Origin of the sequence: Bradyrhizobium uaiense (assembly GCF_010811875.1) — a bacterium.
Lineage (GTDB): Bacteria > Pseudomonadota > Alphaproteobacteria > Rhizobiales > Xanthobacteraceae > Bradyrhizobium > Bradyrhizobium uaiense.
Map to the genome: position 1 here is coordinate 1 of NZ_VKHP01000118.1, position 16,303 is coordinate 16,303.

18 protein-coding genes and 2 tRNA genes are annotated in these 16,303 nt (G+C 62.3%); 13 read left to right on the plus strand and 7 right to left on the minus strand.

What is annotated here, in order from left to right:
* The first annotated feature begins 13 nt into the window (after positions 1–13).
* Positions 14–88: transfer RNA gene (locus FNJ47_RS25455), tRNA-Val, on the plus strand.
* A gap of 441 nt (positions 89–529) precedes the next feature.
* On the opposite strand, the gene FNJ47_RS25460 is transcribed toward FNJ47_RS25455, so the two are convergent.
* A complete protein-coding gene (locus FNJ47_RS25460; RefSeq protein WP_163158053.1) occupies positions 530–781 on the minus strand; it encodes a hypothetical protein in 252 nt (83 codons plus the stop codon).
* Between the two features lie 26 nt (positions 782–807).
* On the opposite strand from FNJ47_RS25460, the gene FNJ47_RS25465 reads away from it, so the two are divergent.
* The 4 genes from FNJ47_RS25465 to FNJ47_RS25480 all read left to right on the plus strand — a co-directional run bounded on the left by FNJ47_RS25465 (position 808) and on the right by FNJ47_RS25480 (position 3,945).
* Positions 808–984 (plus strand): hypothetical protein, encoded by a 177-nt coding sequence (locus FNJ47_RS25465; RefSeq protein ID WP_163158054.1) that lies wholly within the window; start codon positions 808–810, stop codon positions 982–984.
* The gene (locus FNJ47_RS25470) at positions 965–1,513 is read left to right on the plus strand and encodes a hypothetical protein (RefSeq protein WP_163158052.1); all 549 of its coding nucleotides are present in this window, start codon (positions 965–967) and stop codon (positions 1,511–1,513) included. The genes FNJ47_RS25465 and FNJ47_RS25470 overlap by 20 nt, the downstream gene beginning before the upstream one ends.
* A complete protein-coding gene (locus tag FNJ47_RS54775) occupies positions 1,498–1,623 on the plus strand; it encodes an SEC-C metal-binding domain-containing protein (protein ID WP_430649416.1) in 126 nt (41 codons plus the stop codon). The genes FNJ47_RS25470 and FNJ47_RS54775 overlap by 16 nt, the downstream gene beginning before the upstream one ends.
* 984 nt (positions 1,624–2,607) lie before the next feature.
* Positions 2,608–3,945, plus strand: coding sequence for a hypothetical protein (locus FNJ47_RS25480; RefSeq protein WP_163158056.1), 1,338 nt, complete (start codon positions 2,608–2,610; stop codon positions 3,943–3,945).
* Positions 3,946–4,234: 289 nt separating this feature from the next.
* Here FNJ47_RS25480 and FNJ47_RS25485 read toward each other — a convergent pair.
* Positions 4,235–4,309 (minus strand) — tRNA-Gln (locus tag FNJ47_RS25485).
* 221 nt (positions 4,310–4,530) lie between these two features.
* Between FNJ47_RS25485 and FNJ47_RS25490 the strand changes: the two genes are divergently transcribed.
* Positions 4,531–6,306 carry an acyl-CoA dehydrogenase family protein gene (locus FNJ47_RS25490; RefSeq protein WP_163158057.1) on the plus strand — a complete coding sequence of 592 codons (1,776 nt, stop codon included), beginning with the start codon at positions 4,531–4,533 and terminating at the stop codon, positions 6,304–6,306.
* Between the two features lie 334 nt (positions 6,307–6,640).
* On the opposite strand, the gene FNJ47_RS25495 is transcribed toward FNJ47_RS25490, so the two are convergent.
* On the minus strand, positions 6,641–6,892 hold the full coding sequence (locus FNJ47_RS25495) for a hypothetical protein (RefSeq protein WP_163158058.1): 252 nt from the start codon (positions 6,890–6,892) through the stop codon (positions 6,641–6,643).
* Positions 6,893–6,927: 35 nt separating this feature from the next.
* The gene (gene rpsU / locus FNJ47_RS25500; RefSeq protein WP_163158059.1) at positions 6,928–7,224 is read right to left on the minus strand and encodes a 30S ribosomal protein S21; all 297 of its coding nucleotides are present in this window, start codon (positions 7,222–7,224) and stop codon (positions 6,928–6,930) included.
* A gap of 613 nt (positions 7,225–7,837) precedes the next feature.
* On the opposite strand from rpsU, the gene FNJ47_RS25505 reads away from it, so the two are divergent.
* The gene (locus tag FNJ47_RS25505) at positions 7,838–8,071 is read left to right on the plus strand and encodes a DUF6894 family protein (RefSeq protein ID WP_163158060.1); all 234 of its coding nucleotides are present in this window, start codon (positions 7,838–7,840) and stop codon (positions 8,069–8,071) included.
* 23 nt (positions 8,072–8,094) lie between these two features.
* On the opposite strand, the gene FNJ47_RS25510 is transcribed toward FNJ47_RS25505, so the two are convergent.
* The 3 genes from FNJ47_RS25510 to FNJ47_RS25520 all read right to left on the minus strand — a co-directional run bounded on the left by FNJ47_RS25510 (position 8,095) and on the right by FNJ47_RS25520 (position 9,815).
* Positions 8,095–8,331, minus strand: a complete 237-nt coding sequence (locus FNJ47_RS25510; protein WP_165445855.1) for a DUF6894 family protein — start codon at positions 8,329–8,331, stop codon at positions 8,095–8,097.
* 147 nt (positions 8,332–8,478) lie between these two features.
* Positions 8,479–9,171: a VOC family protein gene (locus FNJ47_RS25515; RefSeq protein ID WP_163158061.1), complete on the minus strand. Its 693-nt coding sequence runs from the start codon at positions 9,169–9,171 to the stop codon at positions 8,479–8,481.
* Positions 9,172–9,248: 77 nt separating this feature from the next.
* Entirely contained in the window at positions 9,249–9,815 is a 567-nt protein-coding gene (locus FNJ47_RS25520) for a hypothetical protein (protein WP_163158062.1), read from the minus strand.
* Positions 9,816–10,090: 275 nt separating this feature from the next.
* On the opposite strand from FNJ47_RS25520, the gene FNJ47_RS25525 reads away from it, so the two are divergent.
* From FNJ47_RS25525 to FNJ47_RS25550, 6 genes are all read left to right on the plus strand, one after another.
* Entirely contained in the window at positions 10,091–10,981 is an 891-nt protein-coding gene (locus FNJ47_RS25525; RefSeq protein WP_163158063.1) for a LysR family transcriptional regulator, read from the plus strand.
* A 26-nt stretch (positions 10,982–11,007) separates the two neighbouring features.
* On the plus strand, positions 11,008–11,571 hold the full coding sequence (locus tag FNJ47_RS25530; protein WP_163158064.1) for a DinB family protein: 564 nt from the start codon (positions 11,008–11,010) through the stop codon (positions 11,569–11,571).
* A 111-nt stretch (positions 11,572–11,682) separates the two neighbouring features.
* Entirely contained in the window at positions 11,683–12,411 is a 729-nt protein-coding gene (locus tag FNJ47_RS25535; RefSeq protein WP_163158065.1) for an alpha/beta fold hydrolase, read from the plus strand.
* Between the two features lie 150 nt (positions 12,412–12,561).
* The gene (locus FNJ47_RS25540) at positions 12,562–13,323 is read left to right on the plus strand and encodes a crotonase/enoyl-CoA hydratase family protein (protein WP_163158078.1); all 762 of its coding nucleotides are present in this window, start codon (positions 12,562–12,564) and stop codon (positions 13,321–13,323) included.
* A gap of 80 nt (positions 13,324–13,403) precedes the next feature.
* On the plus strand, positions 13,404–15,074 hold the full coding sequence (locus tag FNJ47_RS25545) for a bifunctional metallophosphatase/5'-nucleotidase (RefSeq protein ID WP_163158066.1): 1,671 nt from the start codon (positions 13,404–13,406) through the stop codon (positions 15,072–15,074).
* A 247-nt stretch (positions 15,075–15,321) separates the two neighbouring features.
* Positions 15,322–16,248, plus strand: coding sequence for a histone deacetylase family protein (locus FNJ47_RS25550; protein ID WP_163158067.1), 927 nt, complete (start codon positions 15,322–15,324; stop codon positions 16,246–16,248).
* Positions 16,249–16,303: the final 55 nt, after the last annotated feature.

Consider the following 16,303-nt stretch of genomic DNA (forward strand, 5'->3'; position numbering starts at 1 on the left):
CGTCACATATCCCGGACGCATAGCTCAGCGGGAGAGCGTTCCCTTCACACGGGAAAGGTCCAAGGTTCGATCCCTTGTGCGTCCACCATTAAGCTCAACAAATCAACTAGTTATTGGTTTTTCTCCCACCGAATGTACCCCGAAGCAATCGGGGCACAATAGGGGTACACAGCACGTATTGCTTGGCCGACAAATCACTCTGCCGTGATCTCAGTTTTGCCAACTGCGAAACCTTCAATGCGTGGGCTTGGGCTCGGGCTCAAGATGCGCGCCGGTCGATCAGCCAACGGCAATAGCTCGACGTCATGGTCGCAACAACCGGCAAGGAGCAATATCGGGCAAGGCAACGTGCCCAAACTGATATAGGCAGTACCCTCGCAGGCTACGGCGGCCGACGACTTTTGGGACGAACCTGGGTTTATGGTGCGCTCGGAGAGCGGTTGCATTTGGCGCGATTTCAACGGCTTATGGTAATGTTGTGGATTGAAAGGGTCGTTTTCAACCTCAAAGGGCCTTTCAACTCGTTAAGTTAGTCATGGCATTCAGCAATCGCGCGATCTCCTTTCCTATCGCACGCAAACGAAGGCCGGTCGAGAATCAGCCCTCTCGGAGTCAGTTTGGAAATCTTCAAATTTAATGCATCCTGACAGATGACACCCTCGATTCTCATTGAGATCATTAGGAAATTTCCATTTGTCAGAATGCTCTTTGAGCCAACGGCCATATCGAAACCGGCGACCTCGACGGCTCCGGGAAGGTCCATCTCGGCCAGCAGGACCACCGTTTGCCCTCCTTCCGCCCGATCTAATGCGGCGCGACGACCGTCAGTATCCGACGGACTTTGTGCCGATTTCCGCCAAGAACCTCCCATTGTTGGCCAAACGAGGCGAGCAGCTGACGCAGGCCATCATCGACCGGTACCTGCCACAGGTGAAAGACTGCTATTCACCGCACGAGAACTTTGATGGCGAGCGTCAAAGCTGAGATTTTCACGAAGCGTTTCACGACCACGCCGAACTCGATCTCGGCGGCCGTTGCTTCACTCTGTGACGAACTCAGTCCGGACCATCGTCCGGTGCGTGTTCCCGTTCGCTCTGGGAGCGGCACTGTCATTGGCGAGTGCTTCCACAACGTCCAGGCGAAGGTCGCAAAGGACGGCGGTTCGATTACCTACGGGTGGCTCATCTGGGAGTGGCCCCGGGTTTTCGTCGAAGCCGAGCATCACGCCGTCTGGAACGACGGAAACGCCTTGATCGACGTCACGCCGCACATCCATGGGGAGTTTGACGTTCTTTTCTTGCCCGATCCACAAAGAGTTTACGACTATGAGGGCAGGACGCGTCTCATCAACGTCAAACGAAGCTTGGGCGTCTTCAAGAATGTGGAGGGATGGATTATAGCGAGCGACCTTTCCAGTCCACATTGGAGCAGCACTCATTGGGCGACAAGATTCGGATCGATCGCGGCTTGCTCAAGGCGCTTTTGGACAAGCAACATATGGCATTTGCAGTGATACTCGTCGATCTAGCTATCAGGACTAAGGCCAATGACCCTTGCATTTGCTCGAGCGGCAAGAGGTTCAAGACCTGCTGCGCCCCATTGATCGATCTCAACGCGCCGTGAGCCGCCTGACTCCACTTGTGACACGACCCCTACGGTCTCGCGATAGAGCTGATCGCGTTCTTCAGTCTTTGTCGTGACGGGAAAAGGAAGGCGCGTTCGGCGGTATCTGGCCTCATGACAATAGAAAGGGCCTCAACACCTAGCTCACCGCCCTGCCCGTCATGGGCAGACTGGTCATCCGGCAACGCAGGGAGTCCAGCGCGCAATCCGCAAGACCACTTTCGCGATTCTTCCCGGAGCAGCAGCGAGGCGCGCTGGCGCGGCGAAGATAACCTCTCGCAACGAGGAGATGGTCGAAGTCCGTTGAGAGCTGATGATCCTCGGGGCAATCGAACTCACGAACTTCGTACCCCCGCCTAGGTTCGCCGCCCGTCGGACAGAGTGAGCCCCCTCGCTGGGCATTTCTTGTGGATGTCCATCTGGACGCCCCTGGGAAAACTGAAGCTTCGCAAGCTAAGCTCCCTCAGTCTAGACCCGAAGGACAATCTTCGTGAAAGCTCACACCTAGATCGTCCACATTGCGCGCTCGGTATATGGGTCGAACAGCATGCAGCTCGCTCCAGCTCGACAATCAGTCTGAACTCGGACGTCACGTGGAGTTAACCTAACACACCTATTGAATACGCTGGGCTTTCCTTCTCTACGATTTGGCTGCGGCCGCGGTTTCTATCCTGGTTCATAATTGGCATCATCAATCTTCACCGGGCGAGCAAAGCGCTCGACGGATTTCCGCAGTCACGTTGTTGATCCTTTAACGATGGCTCGTCCCGCCATAATTCCCGCAGGTTCTTGGCCACGCCGTATGCCAGCCGCAATAGCAGCAGGATATTGCGGAGAGCCGACTGCCGAAGCCTTTCTCAAACGAGTCGGGACGGAGTATCCTCGACCACGTGTGAAAGAAGGGAGGCGTCAGCTGTGGTTGAGAGACGATCTGGACCGAGCTATTGCGCCGGACATCGTGTCGGGCGACCTCGCCGAGGATTTGTGACCCTAGAGCGTCCACTTCCACGCTTCGTGGAGGTACGTCGGCTTGCCCGCGGTTCGGCCGCATTCTACTTCCGGATCCCGACCCATTACCGCAATCTCGGCTGCGAGATGGCGAATGAGCCACTTGGGACGTGCTACGAAGCCGCATGCGGCGATGACGGGAAAGGCGGACGCGCCGCCACACTCAATGCGTGGTTCGATGAGTGGAATAAACAGCGCAGAGGGCAGCCCGACGAGCAAGGAAAGATCTCGCGCTACGGCACCGTCGATTGGCTATTCAGGCAATACAAGACGGAGAAGGCGTATACTGAAAAGGTTTCACCTCGGTCGCGCCCCGACTACGAACGGATCATGCAATTGATCTGCGACACCGTCGGCAAGAGCGGACGCCGGATCGGCGAACGGCAGATACTGGAAGTCACGCCAAGAGCCGCTGATAAGATCTACGACAAAATCATCAACGGCCCGAACGGCATTAGACTGCGTCAGGGAGAAAAGGTGGTTGCGCTCTGCCGAAAGGTTTGGCGGGTCATGCGTCGGCTGCACCCGGAGCTGTTCGATAAGAAACACCCGAACCCCTGGGACGATTTCACCCTAAAGAGTCGTACCAGGACCAAGAAACACGCGGTCACCCGCGAGGAGGTGTACAAGTTCGCGTGGGGTTGCATCAAGGAAGGCCGGCCTGAACCGGCGGCCGTCGCAGTGATCTGCTTCGAATGGCTGCAACGGCCAGAGAACGTGGTGGCCGGGTTTTTGACTTGGCCTGACTACCGCAGCAAGAACTGGCCGCATGCCGTGCGTATCGAGCACCACAAAAACAAGGCGCTGGTCTGGCACCCGCTCGAAGAGACTGTCGAAGGAGAGACCGTCAAGTTTTATGCGGAAGCGGAGGACGTTTTGAGCCATCTGCCCAAGCTTGGCGTCCCGATGATCATGCGTCGGGTTGAAAGGGGTGAGCGCAAGGGCGACGCCAAAGTGTGGTCCTATCCCGGCATGGAAAAGGTCGTACAGCAGATGCGCAAGAAGATCGACGGCGTTTCCAAGCTATTCACGCTCGATGCCTGTCGACACGGCGGCATGACCGAGCTTGAGGAAGCCGAACTGACGGACGGCCAGGGACGCGCGCTTTCCGGACACAAGACCGCACAGGCCTATCGTGGTTACGCCAAGGAGACGATGGCGCGAGCGTTAGCCGCGACCCGGAAGCGACACGCGCATCTCCTGGCGCAGAAGGAACTTGATCAGCAGCAGATTGCTGACGGAGCGGAATCGCCTGGCGATGAAACGCGCCAAATGTCTCCAGCGACCAAGACCAATATCGGCTCGCAAAGATAGACTTCGAGCTCCGTTCAACGCTGCAAACGGTCGGTGGCATTTTCGCCGCCGGCATCCGCGGCGTCACAAGCCTGAACAGTCGAAAGTTCGAATTCGTCAGCAGCATTCTAGCTAGCGCCCGACTGACGAATTGAGCGTCGCTCAATTCTGTTGTGCTTCGCGCACGCGATTCATCCAGAAACGAACCAAGCACAGAATTTCCAAATGCGGGCTGAACTGAATTTCCAAACGCGTCGAAAATTTTTGATGCGCCAAAGCAATTTATTTAATCAATTCAATGTCTTGAATATGGCTGGGGCGGGAGGGATCGAACCTCCGAATGGCGGAATCAAAATCCGCTGCCTTACCGCTTGGCTACGCCCCAACGCGCCGATCGAGGGCAACGTCGGTCTATAGGGTGCAACAGGCCATTTCAACAGGGCGGCGATCGAAAAGACAGGAAAGCCGCAGGTTGATGCCGCCGCTCTTTCTAGGGGGCCAACGCCGCGGTGACCGAAACAGACCGCGCGGTGTCCGCTCGGACAGTTGAGAGGCCGCCGGTTTCATGGGAAGACAATTTCCAAACGCCTCGTCGGGAGTAACGCCATGACCTACCGCGCACCGATCAACGATATCCTGCTGTCCCTCAATCACGGCGCAGGGCTCGCCGCCGCCGTCGAGGCCGGCCACTACGGCGATTTCGACGGCGATATTACCGCTGCGGTACTGGAAGAAGCCGGCAAGTTCGCCTCCGATGTGCTGGCGCCGCTGAACAAGGTCGGCGACGAGCACGGCATCAAGCTCGACAACGGCAAGGTGACGACCGCGCCGGGCTGGCCCGACGCCTATCAGCGCTGGACCGCGGCCGGATGGAACGCGGTGTCGGGGCCGGAAGCGTTCGGCGGCCAGGGCCTGCCGCTCGCGATCAACGCCGCCTGCACCGAGATCTGGAGCGCGTCGAATGTCGCGTTCGGCCTCTGCCCCCTGCTGACGCTGTCCGCGATCGAGGCGCTCGATGCCCATGGCAACGACGAACTGAAAAAGATCTATCTCGAGAAGCTCGTCACCGGCGAATGGACCGGCACGATGCAGCTCACCGAGCCCAATGCCGGCTCCGACGTCGGCGCGCTGCGCACCCGCGCCGAACGGGCGCCTGACGGCACCTACCGCATCAAGGGCACCAAGATCTTCATCACCTATGGCGAGCACGACATGACCGACAACATCGTGCACTTCGTGCTCGCACGATTGCCCGATGCGCCTGCCGGCACCAAGGGCATTTCTCTCTTCCTTGTCCCCAAATTCCTGGTCAATGCCGACGGCACGCTCGGCGCGCGCAACGATATTCATGCCTCTGGCGTCGAGCACAAGCTCGGCATGCACGCCTCGCCGACCTGCACCATGACCATGGGCGACAAGGGTGGCGCGATCGGCTTCCTGATCGGCGAGGAAAATGCGGGCATGCGCTGCATGTTCACGATGATGAACCAGGCGCGCCTCGGCGTCGGCCTCGAGGGCGTCGGCATTGCCGACCGCGCCTATCAGCAGGCGCTGGCCTATGCGCAGGAGCGCCGCCAGGGCAAGGCGCTCGGCCACAAGGGCGACGGGATGGATCCGATCATCGTGCATCCCGACGTCAAGCGCATGCTGATGCAGATGCGCAGCATGACGGCGGCGGCGCGCACGATCTGCTACGCCACCGCGGTCGCGCTCGACGTCTCGGTCCGTGCCAAGGACGCCAAGGTCCGCGCCGACGCGGCCGCGCGCGGCGCGCTCTTGACCCCGATCGCCAAGGCCTTCTCCACCGATATCGGCAACGAGGTCGCCTATCTCGGCGTCCAGGTCCATGGCGGCATGGGCTTCATCGAGGAGACCGGCGCCGCGCAGCATTACCGCGATGCCCGTATCACCTCGATCTACGAAGGCACCAACGGCATCCAGTCGATCGACCTCGTCACCCGCAAGCTCGGCGCCAATGGCGGCGCCTCGGTGTGGGCGCTGCTCGACGAACTCGCCGCCACCATCAAGCAGGTCGAGACCTCCAACGATCCGGCGTTCGGCACCACCGGCGCCAAGCTGCGCGACGCCCACGCCGCGCTCGCGCGCGCCAGCAAATGGCTGCTCGAGCGGCTCGCCGCCGCGCCGAACGAGGCGCTGGCAGGTGCGACGCCCTATCTGCGGCTGTTCGGCGCCACGCTCGGCGGCTGCATGCTTGCCGGCGAGGCGCTGGCTGCCAAGGCCAAAGGCGAAGCCGAGCCGCAGCGCTACGTCGCGCTGGCGCGCTTCTTTGCCGAGAACATCGCCGTGCAGGCGCCGTCGCTGGAGAAGACCGTGACGGAGAGCGCCGAGGCGGTGACCGGCGCGGACGCGGTGCTGGCCTAGTGTCAGCACGTTCGCGGTGTCATCACCGCGAAAGCGGGCGATCCAGCATTCCAGAGACGCCTGTGCTTGAGCCGAAAGGCCGCGGCGTACTGGATCGCCCGGTCCCGTCTCCGCCATGGCTCCGACGAGGCCATGCATCCCTGGCGCGCCGAAGCTTTAGCGAAGGCGGCAAGCCGGGCGATGACAGCTGAAGATGAGGACGGGAGCTTGCGCCGTCGGGCAAGTCAGTGGCGGGGGCATTAGCCGTCCTTGCGGCAATGGCGACACCGCCGTCGAATCCCGACCGGGTTAACGGTCGCAGCAGAGCTGCCCACGCCATCACGGGACCGCTTTGTCAGCGATCCCGGCGAGACGAGCGAAACTCCCTGGGGCCGTCCAACAAATCACGCTTGCGGGCGGACTGGTCGATCCGGCTGGCCGAATGATCCACCATCGTGTTGATAGCCGTGCCGGCCAGATTCTGCGCACGCTGCCGTCGCTTTTCGTCCTTCGATCGAACATGCCGATCCTGGTCTCGCCGACGGCAGATTTCATCGGAGAGACGTTCCTGGAGGCATCCGTTGCCTCGATAAGGTCGCTGCTTCATCTTGCACCCTCCCTCCAACGGGATTGCGGTGCGGACTAACGCTCCGGCGAGCCACTCGTTCGCGGTGGCGATCGCCCCGGCGCAGGAAATTTTGGCGCCGACAGTTTGGGCTTCCTCGGCGGAGCCGCAATCAATCCCTCGCGGATCGCCTGCTTGCGGGCAAGCTTGCGCGCTCGCCGCACGGCCTCGGCCTTCTCTCGAATCCTTTTTTCCGAAGGCTTTTCGAACGATCGGCGGCGCTTCATCTCCCTGAAGACGCCCTCGCGCTGCAGCCTCTTCTTCAGAACGCGCAACGCCTGGTCGATATTGTTGTCCCTGACAAGAACCTGCAATGGATCACCTCTCGCGGCGCTAGAGCACTTTCGGTTCTGATTGAATCAGAACCGAAGTTCCAGCTTCTCGTTTTGACGCGCTTTCTTCACGCGAACCGGTACCCACTTCGCTCGAAACGCTTTGGGTACGTTGAGCGCGCAAATACGAAAGCCCGCTCTATCGGTGACAGAGCGGGCCGCACTGCCATTCCAGTACATCCGTGAAACGGCAGCCGATCAACAACATGACAAAAGCTCAGCCGCAGTGCTGCAAGCACGCGTACTCACCTTCATCCGACGATGTCTTTGGAAAAGGGTCCACACGGACCGATCTACAAGGCTCAAGGCCAGTCGATCCAACAGAAGTATACACTTATCTCAGCTATGCAAGGTGCAATTGCCAGTTCCGGGATTTATCTCTCGCGGTTCAAGCGTTTGAGATCGTAGCCGGAAGACGATAGCGGGTCACCTGAGCGAGTGGGTGAGCGGTTCAATGATATCGGTTCCTGGAACCGATATCATTGTTGAGTAGCAAATTCGGACCTCCTGACGCAGAGTGCGGCGCTGCCGGGTGAATTCAGCGCGCCGGCACTCGAGAGCCTGGGCAGCTCCCATCGCAAAGAGGGAGCCGCAAATGGCAACCCGCTACTATTTCGACATTCGCAACGGCGAGGAACTCTATGCCGACAGGCAGGGCATCGAGCTGCGCGACGAGGAGACCGCCGCCCACGAAGCGATGCAGTCATTGCTCAGCATGGCGAAAGGCAACCCGCCCTTGGACAAACACAGTCTGCTGGCGTTCGAGGTCCGGACGGACGAAGGGCCGCTGTTTCAGGTCAGCCTCGACCGGGGCATAACGCGGCGTTAGGTGCGTCGGCACGCAACCGAGCGTCAAGAATTCGGCCGGCGAAGGCGCCACGCGAAAGCTCCGTCAAGCACAGGCCCGTTGTCATCCCGCACTTCGACTGCGATCTGATCGAGATTCTGACCAGTGATGGAATCGCGAACCATGTCGGCCAAAGTTCGCGCGGCCTCTTCTCGAACCGCCGCGAGGTTGGGCATCTCCAGGCCCTCCTCGTCGATCGCCAAGTCATCACCATCGCGAAGATCGAAATAGTAGCGGGTCATCACCATGATCAAGAGAACCGACCGTCGATCGTTCCTGCAAGGGCACAGAACACCGGGCGCGCCCGCCGATGCGAAATGTCCGCTGTGACAGTCCGCGGAGCGCCCCACATGGCAGTTGAAAGTTCCTAAGATGCGGATGCGTGCCGTCTAGTGGTCGGACAGGCTGCCGACGATCGACGCGCGGCGGGACAGTTCGATCCAGTTGCCGTCGGGATCGAGGATCATGGAAATCCGCGCGACCTCGCCGAGCGTCACCGGCGCAAGGCCTTCGCGCACACCCTTGGCGCGCAGCCCGTCATGCACGGCATCGATATCGGTGACTTGCAGGGTGATATAGCGCCAGCCGCGCGCCGACCTGATCGGATCGACGGTCGCGGCCCGATCTTCACTAAGCAGGATGAGGCTGTCGCCGAGGCGAAACGCCGGACCGCCCGACCATGATTGCTCGGCAAAACCGAGAATCTCGCCGTAGAACCTGCGATGCGCGGCAAGGTCACGCACCACCATCGCAACGGCGATCTGGGTGATGCCGTCATGTCCAGGTGTCACCAGGCAAACGCTGTTGCCATCGGGATCGGCCATGCGCTGCGGAGCCGTGACACCTTCGCGTGCAACGATCAGTTCGCGATAGCCGCTCGGCGCCGCGTCCGGCAGCGGCTCGACATGATGGTTGAGCTTGATGACCGAGCCATGTGCGTCATGCCGGTACTGCTTCTGCCCGCGGCGGATCGGCTGCATGTGATCGAAGCGGAGCCCGGCATCCTGCTGCCAGAACCGCAACATCGGCTCGAGATCGTTGAAGGAAAGGCCGAGATCAATCACGTTCTTTGCCAGTTGCATCTGCTGCCGCCCTCAGACGAAGTGCATCACGATGAAACTAGCTATGCAAGGATCAGGTCACCAGCGCAAGCACGGGATCACTTGCGAACCAGCGGGATCTGCAGATTGGTCGGCCGGTTCTGCTCGGTGTCGAAGCCGCGGCCGTCGACATTGCGGGCGCCCCAGAACAGCAGGTCGCCCTTGAGATAGACGAGATCGTATTCCATGAAGTTCGCGCCTTCCTTCAGCGCAAACGGCGCGAAGGACTTGCCGAAGATGCTCTGCGGTGCGTCGACCGCCCACGACACGTAGCCGGCCGAGGCGACCTTGTTGAGGACGTCGGCAAAGCCCTGCGCCAGCGGCGTCACCTCATAGGCCTCGTCGGCGATGAAATCGACCTTCTGCGCGCCCGGCGCGATCGGATGCGCACCCTGCCACTGCATGTGCCCGACGATCCTGATCCGCGCCAGCGGCACCTTGCCGTACGGATCGGCGGAATTGACGACCACGAGCTCAAACCGATCGGAGGACTGATAAATGAAGGCGCGCTGGAGATAGAACGGCTTGATCGAGCCATCCGGATTCTTGCTCGGCCGGATCTCGGGCGCGATGCTCTGCCAGCTTCCGGCAAGGGCCTGCTTGATCGTTGCGACGTCCGTATCCATGGCGCTTGCCCTCACTTGATTGCCGGAAGATTGCGCCGCTGCGCCCCCGAGCCCTGCCAGCAGCAGCAGCGACAACAGCAATGCTCCAGGGCTTATCCGCATACGCAAATTCCGGTCTGGCCTCGCGCGGGGCCTCTGCCTGCAAGGCAGAGCCCGCGACGCGACTACGCTTCGCTATAGAGAGCACTGGCTGGCTTGAAAAAGACTTTGTAAGCTGGCCCCATGCCTGCGAGAGATGGCAACGAAACTTCGAAATTTGTGATTGGGAGACGGTGATGGAGCTCCGGCATCTGCGCTACTTCGTTGCCGTGGCCGATGCGGGCAGCCTGACCGTTGCCGCCGAGCAGAAGCTCCACACCTCGCAGCCCTCGCTCAGCCGGCAGATCCGCGATCTCGAGCAGGAGGTCGGCGTGCAGCTGCTGAACCGCGGCGCGCAGGGCATCGAACTGACCGCGGCCGGCAGGGCGTTTCTCGACCATGCCCGCATGGCGCTGTTGCAAGCCGAGGCAGCCAAGGAGGCGGCGCAGCGCGCGGCGCAGCCGCCGAAGCCTGTCTTCTCGCTTGGATTTTTGTCGGGCGCCGAAATCGACCTGCTGCCTGAGGTGAACCGCATCCTGCGCGATGAATTTCCCGGCATCGACATCCGCCTGTCGAGCGACTACTCACCCTTGCTGGCCAAGGCCCTGATGCGGCGCAAGCTCGATGCCGCCTTCATGCGCGCGGACGACAACATGGAAGACCTCGCCTGCAAGCGCGTGCGCACCGATCCGCTGGTGTTCGTGTTTCCGAACAACCATCGGCTGGCCGCGCAGACGACCGTCGCGCCGGAGGACATCGTCAACGAGACCTTCTATCTGCCGTCCAAATCGGCGCCGGCGGTGCGCCGTGTCGTGCTGGAGTATTTCAACCGCGCCGGCATCGATCTCAGGCCGGAGCACGAGGTGCATAATGTCGTGCACGCGATATCGATGATCACCTCGACCCATGCGGTGATGCTGCTGCCGGCCTACACGGCGCGCTATCTGCCCGACACCATCACCGCCCGCCCGGTGCAGGGCGAGGCGCCGACGCTTGATCTCGTGATCGCCCATCACAAGGCCAACAAATCCCCGATCCTGAAGCTCCTGCTGTTGCGGGTCGGCCGGCTGGCCGGAGTGCCCGCCTGATCCCTTCAAATCCCGTGAGGACCGACATGCCCGCGAGCCTGGTTCAGACCTTTCGAGCTTCTGCGCATAATAATGCCTGGGCCAATCATCGCCTGCTCACCGCATGCGCCGGTCTCAGCCAGGCTGAATTCGCCGCGGCGCGGACCGGGTTCTTCCCGAGCCTGCAGGCGACACTGAACCACATCCATGTCATTGACCTCTTCTACGTCGACGCGCTCGAAGGCGGCTGGCTCGGGCCGAAAGCATGGGCCAACGAAGTGCCCTACCCGTCGGTCGCCGAACTGAAGCGCGCGCAGCGCGCGATCGACCAGCGATTGATCGTTCACTGCGATGCGCTGACGCCCGAGCGGCTCGACGATGTCGTCAAGGTCAATCGCGACAGCTCCGTGCAGACCGAGCGGCGCGACCGCCTGTTGATGCATCTGTTCCAGCACCAGATCCATCATCGCGGCCAGGCCCACGCGATGCTCTCCGAGACCGCGGTGAAGCCGCCGCAGCTCGACGAATTCTTCTCCGCCGGCGAAGCCCCGCTCCGCGCAGCCGAGTTCGCCGAGCTCGGCTGGAGCGAAGCCACCGTGTGGGGCGGTTGAAAGCCAGGTTCTACACAATCGGGTGATCGAGCAGGTTCCCGATTCTGACCGCGGGCCTTGAATACGCCGGTCTCTGCGCTCACCTCTGGTGAAACGTGGGGAACTCTATCAATGCCTTTTGCCAATCATCGGGGCCAGCGCATCCATTACACCGTCGAAGGATCCGGGCCGCTAATCGTGCTGCAGCACGGCCTGCTGCTCGATGCCGCGAGCTGGAAGCAGTGCGGCGTGGTCGATGCGCTTGCCGATCGCTTTCGCGTGGTCTGCGTCGATTCGCTCGGACATGGCCAAAGCGACAAGCCCGCCGATCCGGAACTCTACGATCAGGAACAGCGTGCCGGCGACATCGTCGCGGTCATCGACGATCTCGGCGGCGAGCGCGCGCATGTGGTCGGGCATTCGATGGGCGGCTGGGTCGCGGTCGGCGTTGCGCGGTTTTTCCCGTCGCGGCTGTCGTCGCTGGCGATCGGCGGCTGGGATTTTCTCACCGGATTGCCGCGCGGCAACGCCGGCCCGCTGACCTATGGCGCATTCATCACCTTCGCCCGCCGCACCGTGCCGGAGCTCGCCGAATGGGTGACGTCCGATCTCGAAGACGGGGTGCGCGCCTGCTTCAATGCGCTCGGCCAGGTCGATGGCGCCAGGGACGCGGTGCTGTCCTCGCGGGTGCCGGTGCTGCTCTGGAACGGACAGGACGACGCCCCACATGCCCCGATGCAGCGATTTGCCGCGGAGAACGGGCTGTACGCGATGTCGGTCCCCGGCGATCATCTCGGCGCACTGTTGGAGCATGGCGATGCGATCGGCCGCGGCATCGGCTCGTTCGTCGGGCGCGGCTGAGCGGAGCACTGCCAGAGCACTGCATTGCGCCGTTCTCATACGCGCCCACTGCGAAAAGCAACCCGGATCGCTTGGGGCTTTCACGGGATCATGTAGGATAGCGGCACGATGTCCGCCGGCGACGATGCCGGCCGAACCTGGGACCGCTTGATGACCGCGCATGTCATAGTAACCGACGAAGCCGCCACGCGCGTGATCCGGCTGCGCAGGCCCGAGAAGAAGAACGCGATCACCCAGGAGATGTTTCGCGCGATCAGCGATGCGATCGACAAGGCGCAGAACAATCCGAAGATCCGCTGCCTGATCATCACCGGCGGCTCCGGCGTGTTCACCGCGGGCAACGACATCGAGGACCTGCTGGCGCAGGGCACCTCGACCGGCGAGACGCCGCCCGCGTCCGACCTGGTCAAGTTCCTGTATTCACTGGCGCACAATGTGAAGCCGATCATCGCTGCGGTCGACGGCGTCGCGATGGGGATCGGCACCACCATGCTGTTTCACTGCGACTATGTGCTGGCCAGCAAGACCGCGCTGTTCTCGACGCCGTTCTCCAATTTCGGCCTGGTGCCGGAAGGCGCCTCCAGCCTGTTGATGCCGCGCATGATGGGCCACCAGCGCGCCTTCGCGATGCTGGTGATGGGCCGCACCATGTCGGCCGACGACGCCCGCGTCGCCGGCTTCGTCAACACCGTGGTGGCGCCGGGACATGCCGAGGTCGAAGCGCACAAGGTGGCGCGCGAGATCTGTGCGCTGCCGGCCGAGGCGGTGGCGACCTCGCGGCGCCTGATCCGGCTGCCGCCGGAGGACGTCACCCGCCGCATCGAGCAGGAGAACCATTTGTTCAGCGAGCGGATGCGCTCCAACGAAGCGATTGCCGCCTTCAAGGCCTTCATGGCGCGCCTCAAAGATTGACACGAAGCGTCGGGATCGAAACGAAGCGTCGCAAAATTGTAGTGGCGTCGCGCCATGATCGTGTGTTCCATGGACAGGTCATGAGACAGCCCCGCCTCACGCCCCTCGCCGCGCTCTGCGCGCTTGGCCTCGCCGCAGCAAGCCCCTGCCTGGCGCAGGGCGTAGCCCCAGTCGACTTGCGCATTCTCGCGATCAACGATTTCCACGGCTATCTGCGGCCGCCGCCGGGCGGCATCCGCATCACCGATCCCGCCGACGCCACCAAGAAGATCATGGTGCCCGCCGGCGGTTCCGAGCGCGTGGCAACCGTCGTCAAGCAGCTGCGCGAAGGACACAAGAACAACATCTTCGTTGCCGCCGGCGACCTGATCGGCGCGAGCCCGTTTCTGTCGGCGATGTTTCACGACGAGCCGACCATCGAGTCGCTCTCGATGATGGGGCTTGCGATCTCCTCGGTCGGCAATCACGAATTCGACGAGGGCAAGGACGAGCTGCTGCGGATGCAGAATGGCGGCTGTCACCCGGTCGACAAGTGCCAGGGACCGCATCCCTTCACCGGCGCGAAATTCCGTTATCTGGCGGCGAGCACCTTCGACAAGACCACCGGCAAGACCGTTTTTCCGCCCTACGAGATCAGGGAATTCGACGGCATCCCGGTGGCCTTCATCGGGCTGACGCTGAAGAACACCCCGAACCTGGTGTCGCCGGCCGGCGTCGCGAGCCTCGACTTCCGCGATGAGGCCGAGACCGTCAATGCGCTGGTCCCCGAGCTGAAGGCGAAGGGCGTCGAGGCCATCGTGGTGCTGATCCACGAGGGCGGCTTCCCGACCGGCGACTACAATGAATGCCCAGGGATCTCCGGCCCGATCGTCGATATCGTGAAGAAATTCGATCACGCGGTCGACGTCGTGATATCAGGCCATACCCACCAGGCCTATGTCTGCGAGATCGACGGACGGCTCGTCACGTCGGGCGACAAATACGGCACGCTGGTCACCGCGATCGATCTTCAGCTCGATCCGAAGAGCCATGATGTGATCAGCGCCAAGGCCGACAACACCATCGTGAAGATCAGCGGCACGGCCAAGGACCCGGAGCAGAGCGCGCTCCTGGAATCCTATGACCGGCTGGCCGCGCCGATCGCCAACCGCGCGGCCGGCTCGGTTACGGAAACGCTCTCGCGCACGCCGGGCGAGACCGGTGAAAGCCCGCTCGGCGATATCGTCGCCGACGCGCAACTGCGCGCGACCAGCTCGGAGCCGAATGGCGGCGCGGTGATCGCCTTCACCAATCCCGGCGGCGTGCGCACCGATATCGTCAAGCGCGAGGACAGCGCGGTCACCTACGCCGACATCTTCGCCAGCCAGCCGTTCCGCAACCAGCTCGTCACGATGACGCTGACCGGCAAGCAGCTCAAGGACGTGCTGGAGCAGCAATGGGCCGACCCGAAGCGGCCGCGGGCCCTGCAGGTCTCGAAGGGCTTTGCCTATGCGTGGGATGCGAGCAAGGGCGACGGCGCGCGCATCATCGCCGCGCGGATGTCGCTCGACGGCAAGCCGATCGACCCCGCCGCGAGCTACCGCGTCACCGTGAACAATTATCTCGCCGAGGGCGGCGACGGCTTCACGGTGTTCAAGGAGGGAACAGCGCAGCAGTTCGGCATCTACGACGTCGATGCGCTCTATGCCTACTTCAAGGCCAACAGCCCGGTCGGCCCGTCGGCCGGAAAGCGGATCGAACGGATCAATTGAGATTCCGCATATGAAATGCTCCTGTTCCCCCGTCATTGCGAGGAGCGAAGCGACGAAGCAATCCATCCCTCAGCATGCTGGGTGGCCGTGGATTGCTTCGCTTCGCTCGCAATGACGCTGAGGGAGCTCGGCTCCTGGCGGCATTTGGACGGACGGAAACCTAGATAAGTGGGGCCTTTCCGCAGGGCCGGTAACCGCCTACATTAGGGCCTTCCTCGCACGCGCCTCCTTTGCGCCGGGAATTTGCATGACACTGCTTCTGACGCACACCGCCTGCCTCAACCATTTGACCCCTCCCGGACATCCCGAACGCCCCGACCGGTTGCGCGCGGTCGCCGAGGTGCTGGCGGAGGATCGCTTCAAGGGGCTGGTGCGCGACCTCGCGCCGGAAGGTGACCTCGACATCGTGCTGCTCTGTCACGGCGAGCATTATGTCGGCGAGCTGCGCCACATCGCGCCGACCTCGGGCATGATCTATATCGACGGCGACACCTCGATGTCGCCGGGCACCTGGGAAGCCGTGATGCGCGGCGTCGGCGGCGCGGTGGCCGCCACCGATGCGGTGATGGAGGGCAAGCATCAAAACGCCTTCGTCGCGGTGCGGCCGCCCGGGCATCACGCCGAGAAATCGACGCCGATGGGCTTCTGCTTCTTCGACAATGCCGCGATCGCCGCGCGCCACGCGCAGCGCAAATACGGCATCAAGCGCGCCGCGATCATCGACTTCGACGTCCATCACGGCAACGGCACGCAGGATATCTTCTGGGCCGACCCGACCGTGATGTACTGCTCGACGCACCAGATGCCGCTGTTCCCCGGCACCGGCGCGGCCGGTGAGCGTGGCGAGCACGACACCGTCGTCAACGCGCCGCTGGCGCCCGGCGACGGCGGCGCCAAGTTCCGCTTCGCCTTCGAGAACCTGATCCTGCCGCAGCTCGAAAAATTTTCCCCCGAACTCGTCGTCATCTCGGCCGGCTTCGACGCGCATCACCGCGATCCGCTGGCCTCGATCAACCTGACCGGCGAGGATTTCGGCTGGGTCACGCGCAAGCTGATGGATCTCGCCGACAAGAGCGCCGGCGGCCGCGTCGTCTCCGTGCTGGAGGGCGGCTACGACCTCGAGGGCCTGAAAGAATCGGTGGCATCTCATGTCACCGCATTGATGGGCGCCTGAATACCCGCCACAATACGCCCGCAAAAATTCGATTGATTCTGCGCCGGGGCAAGCA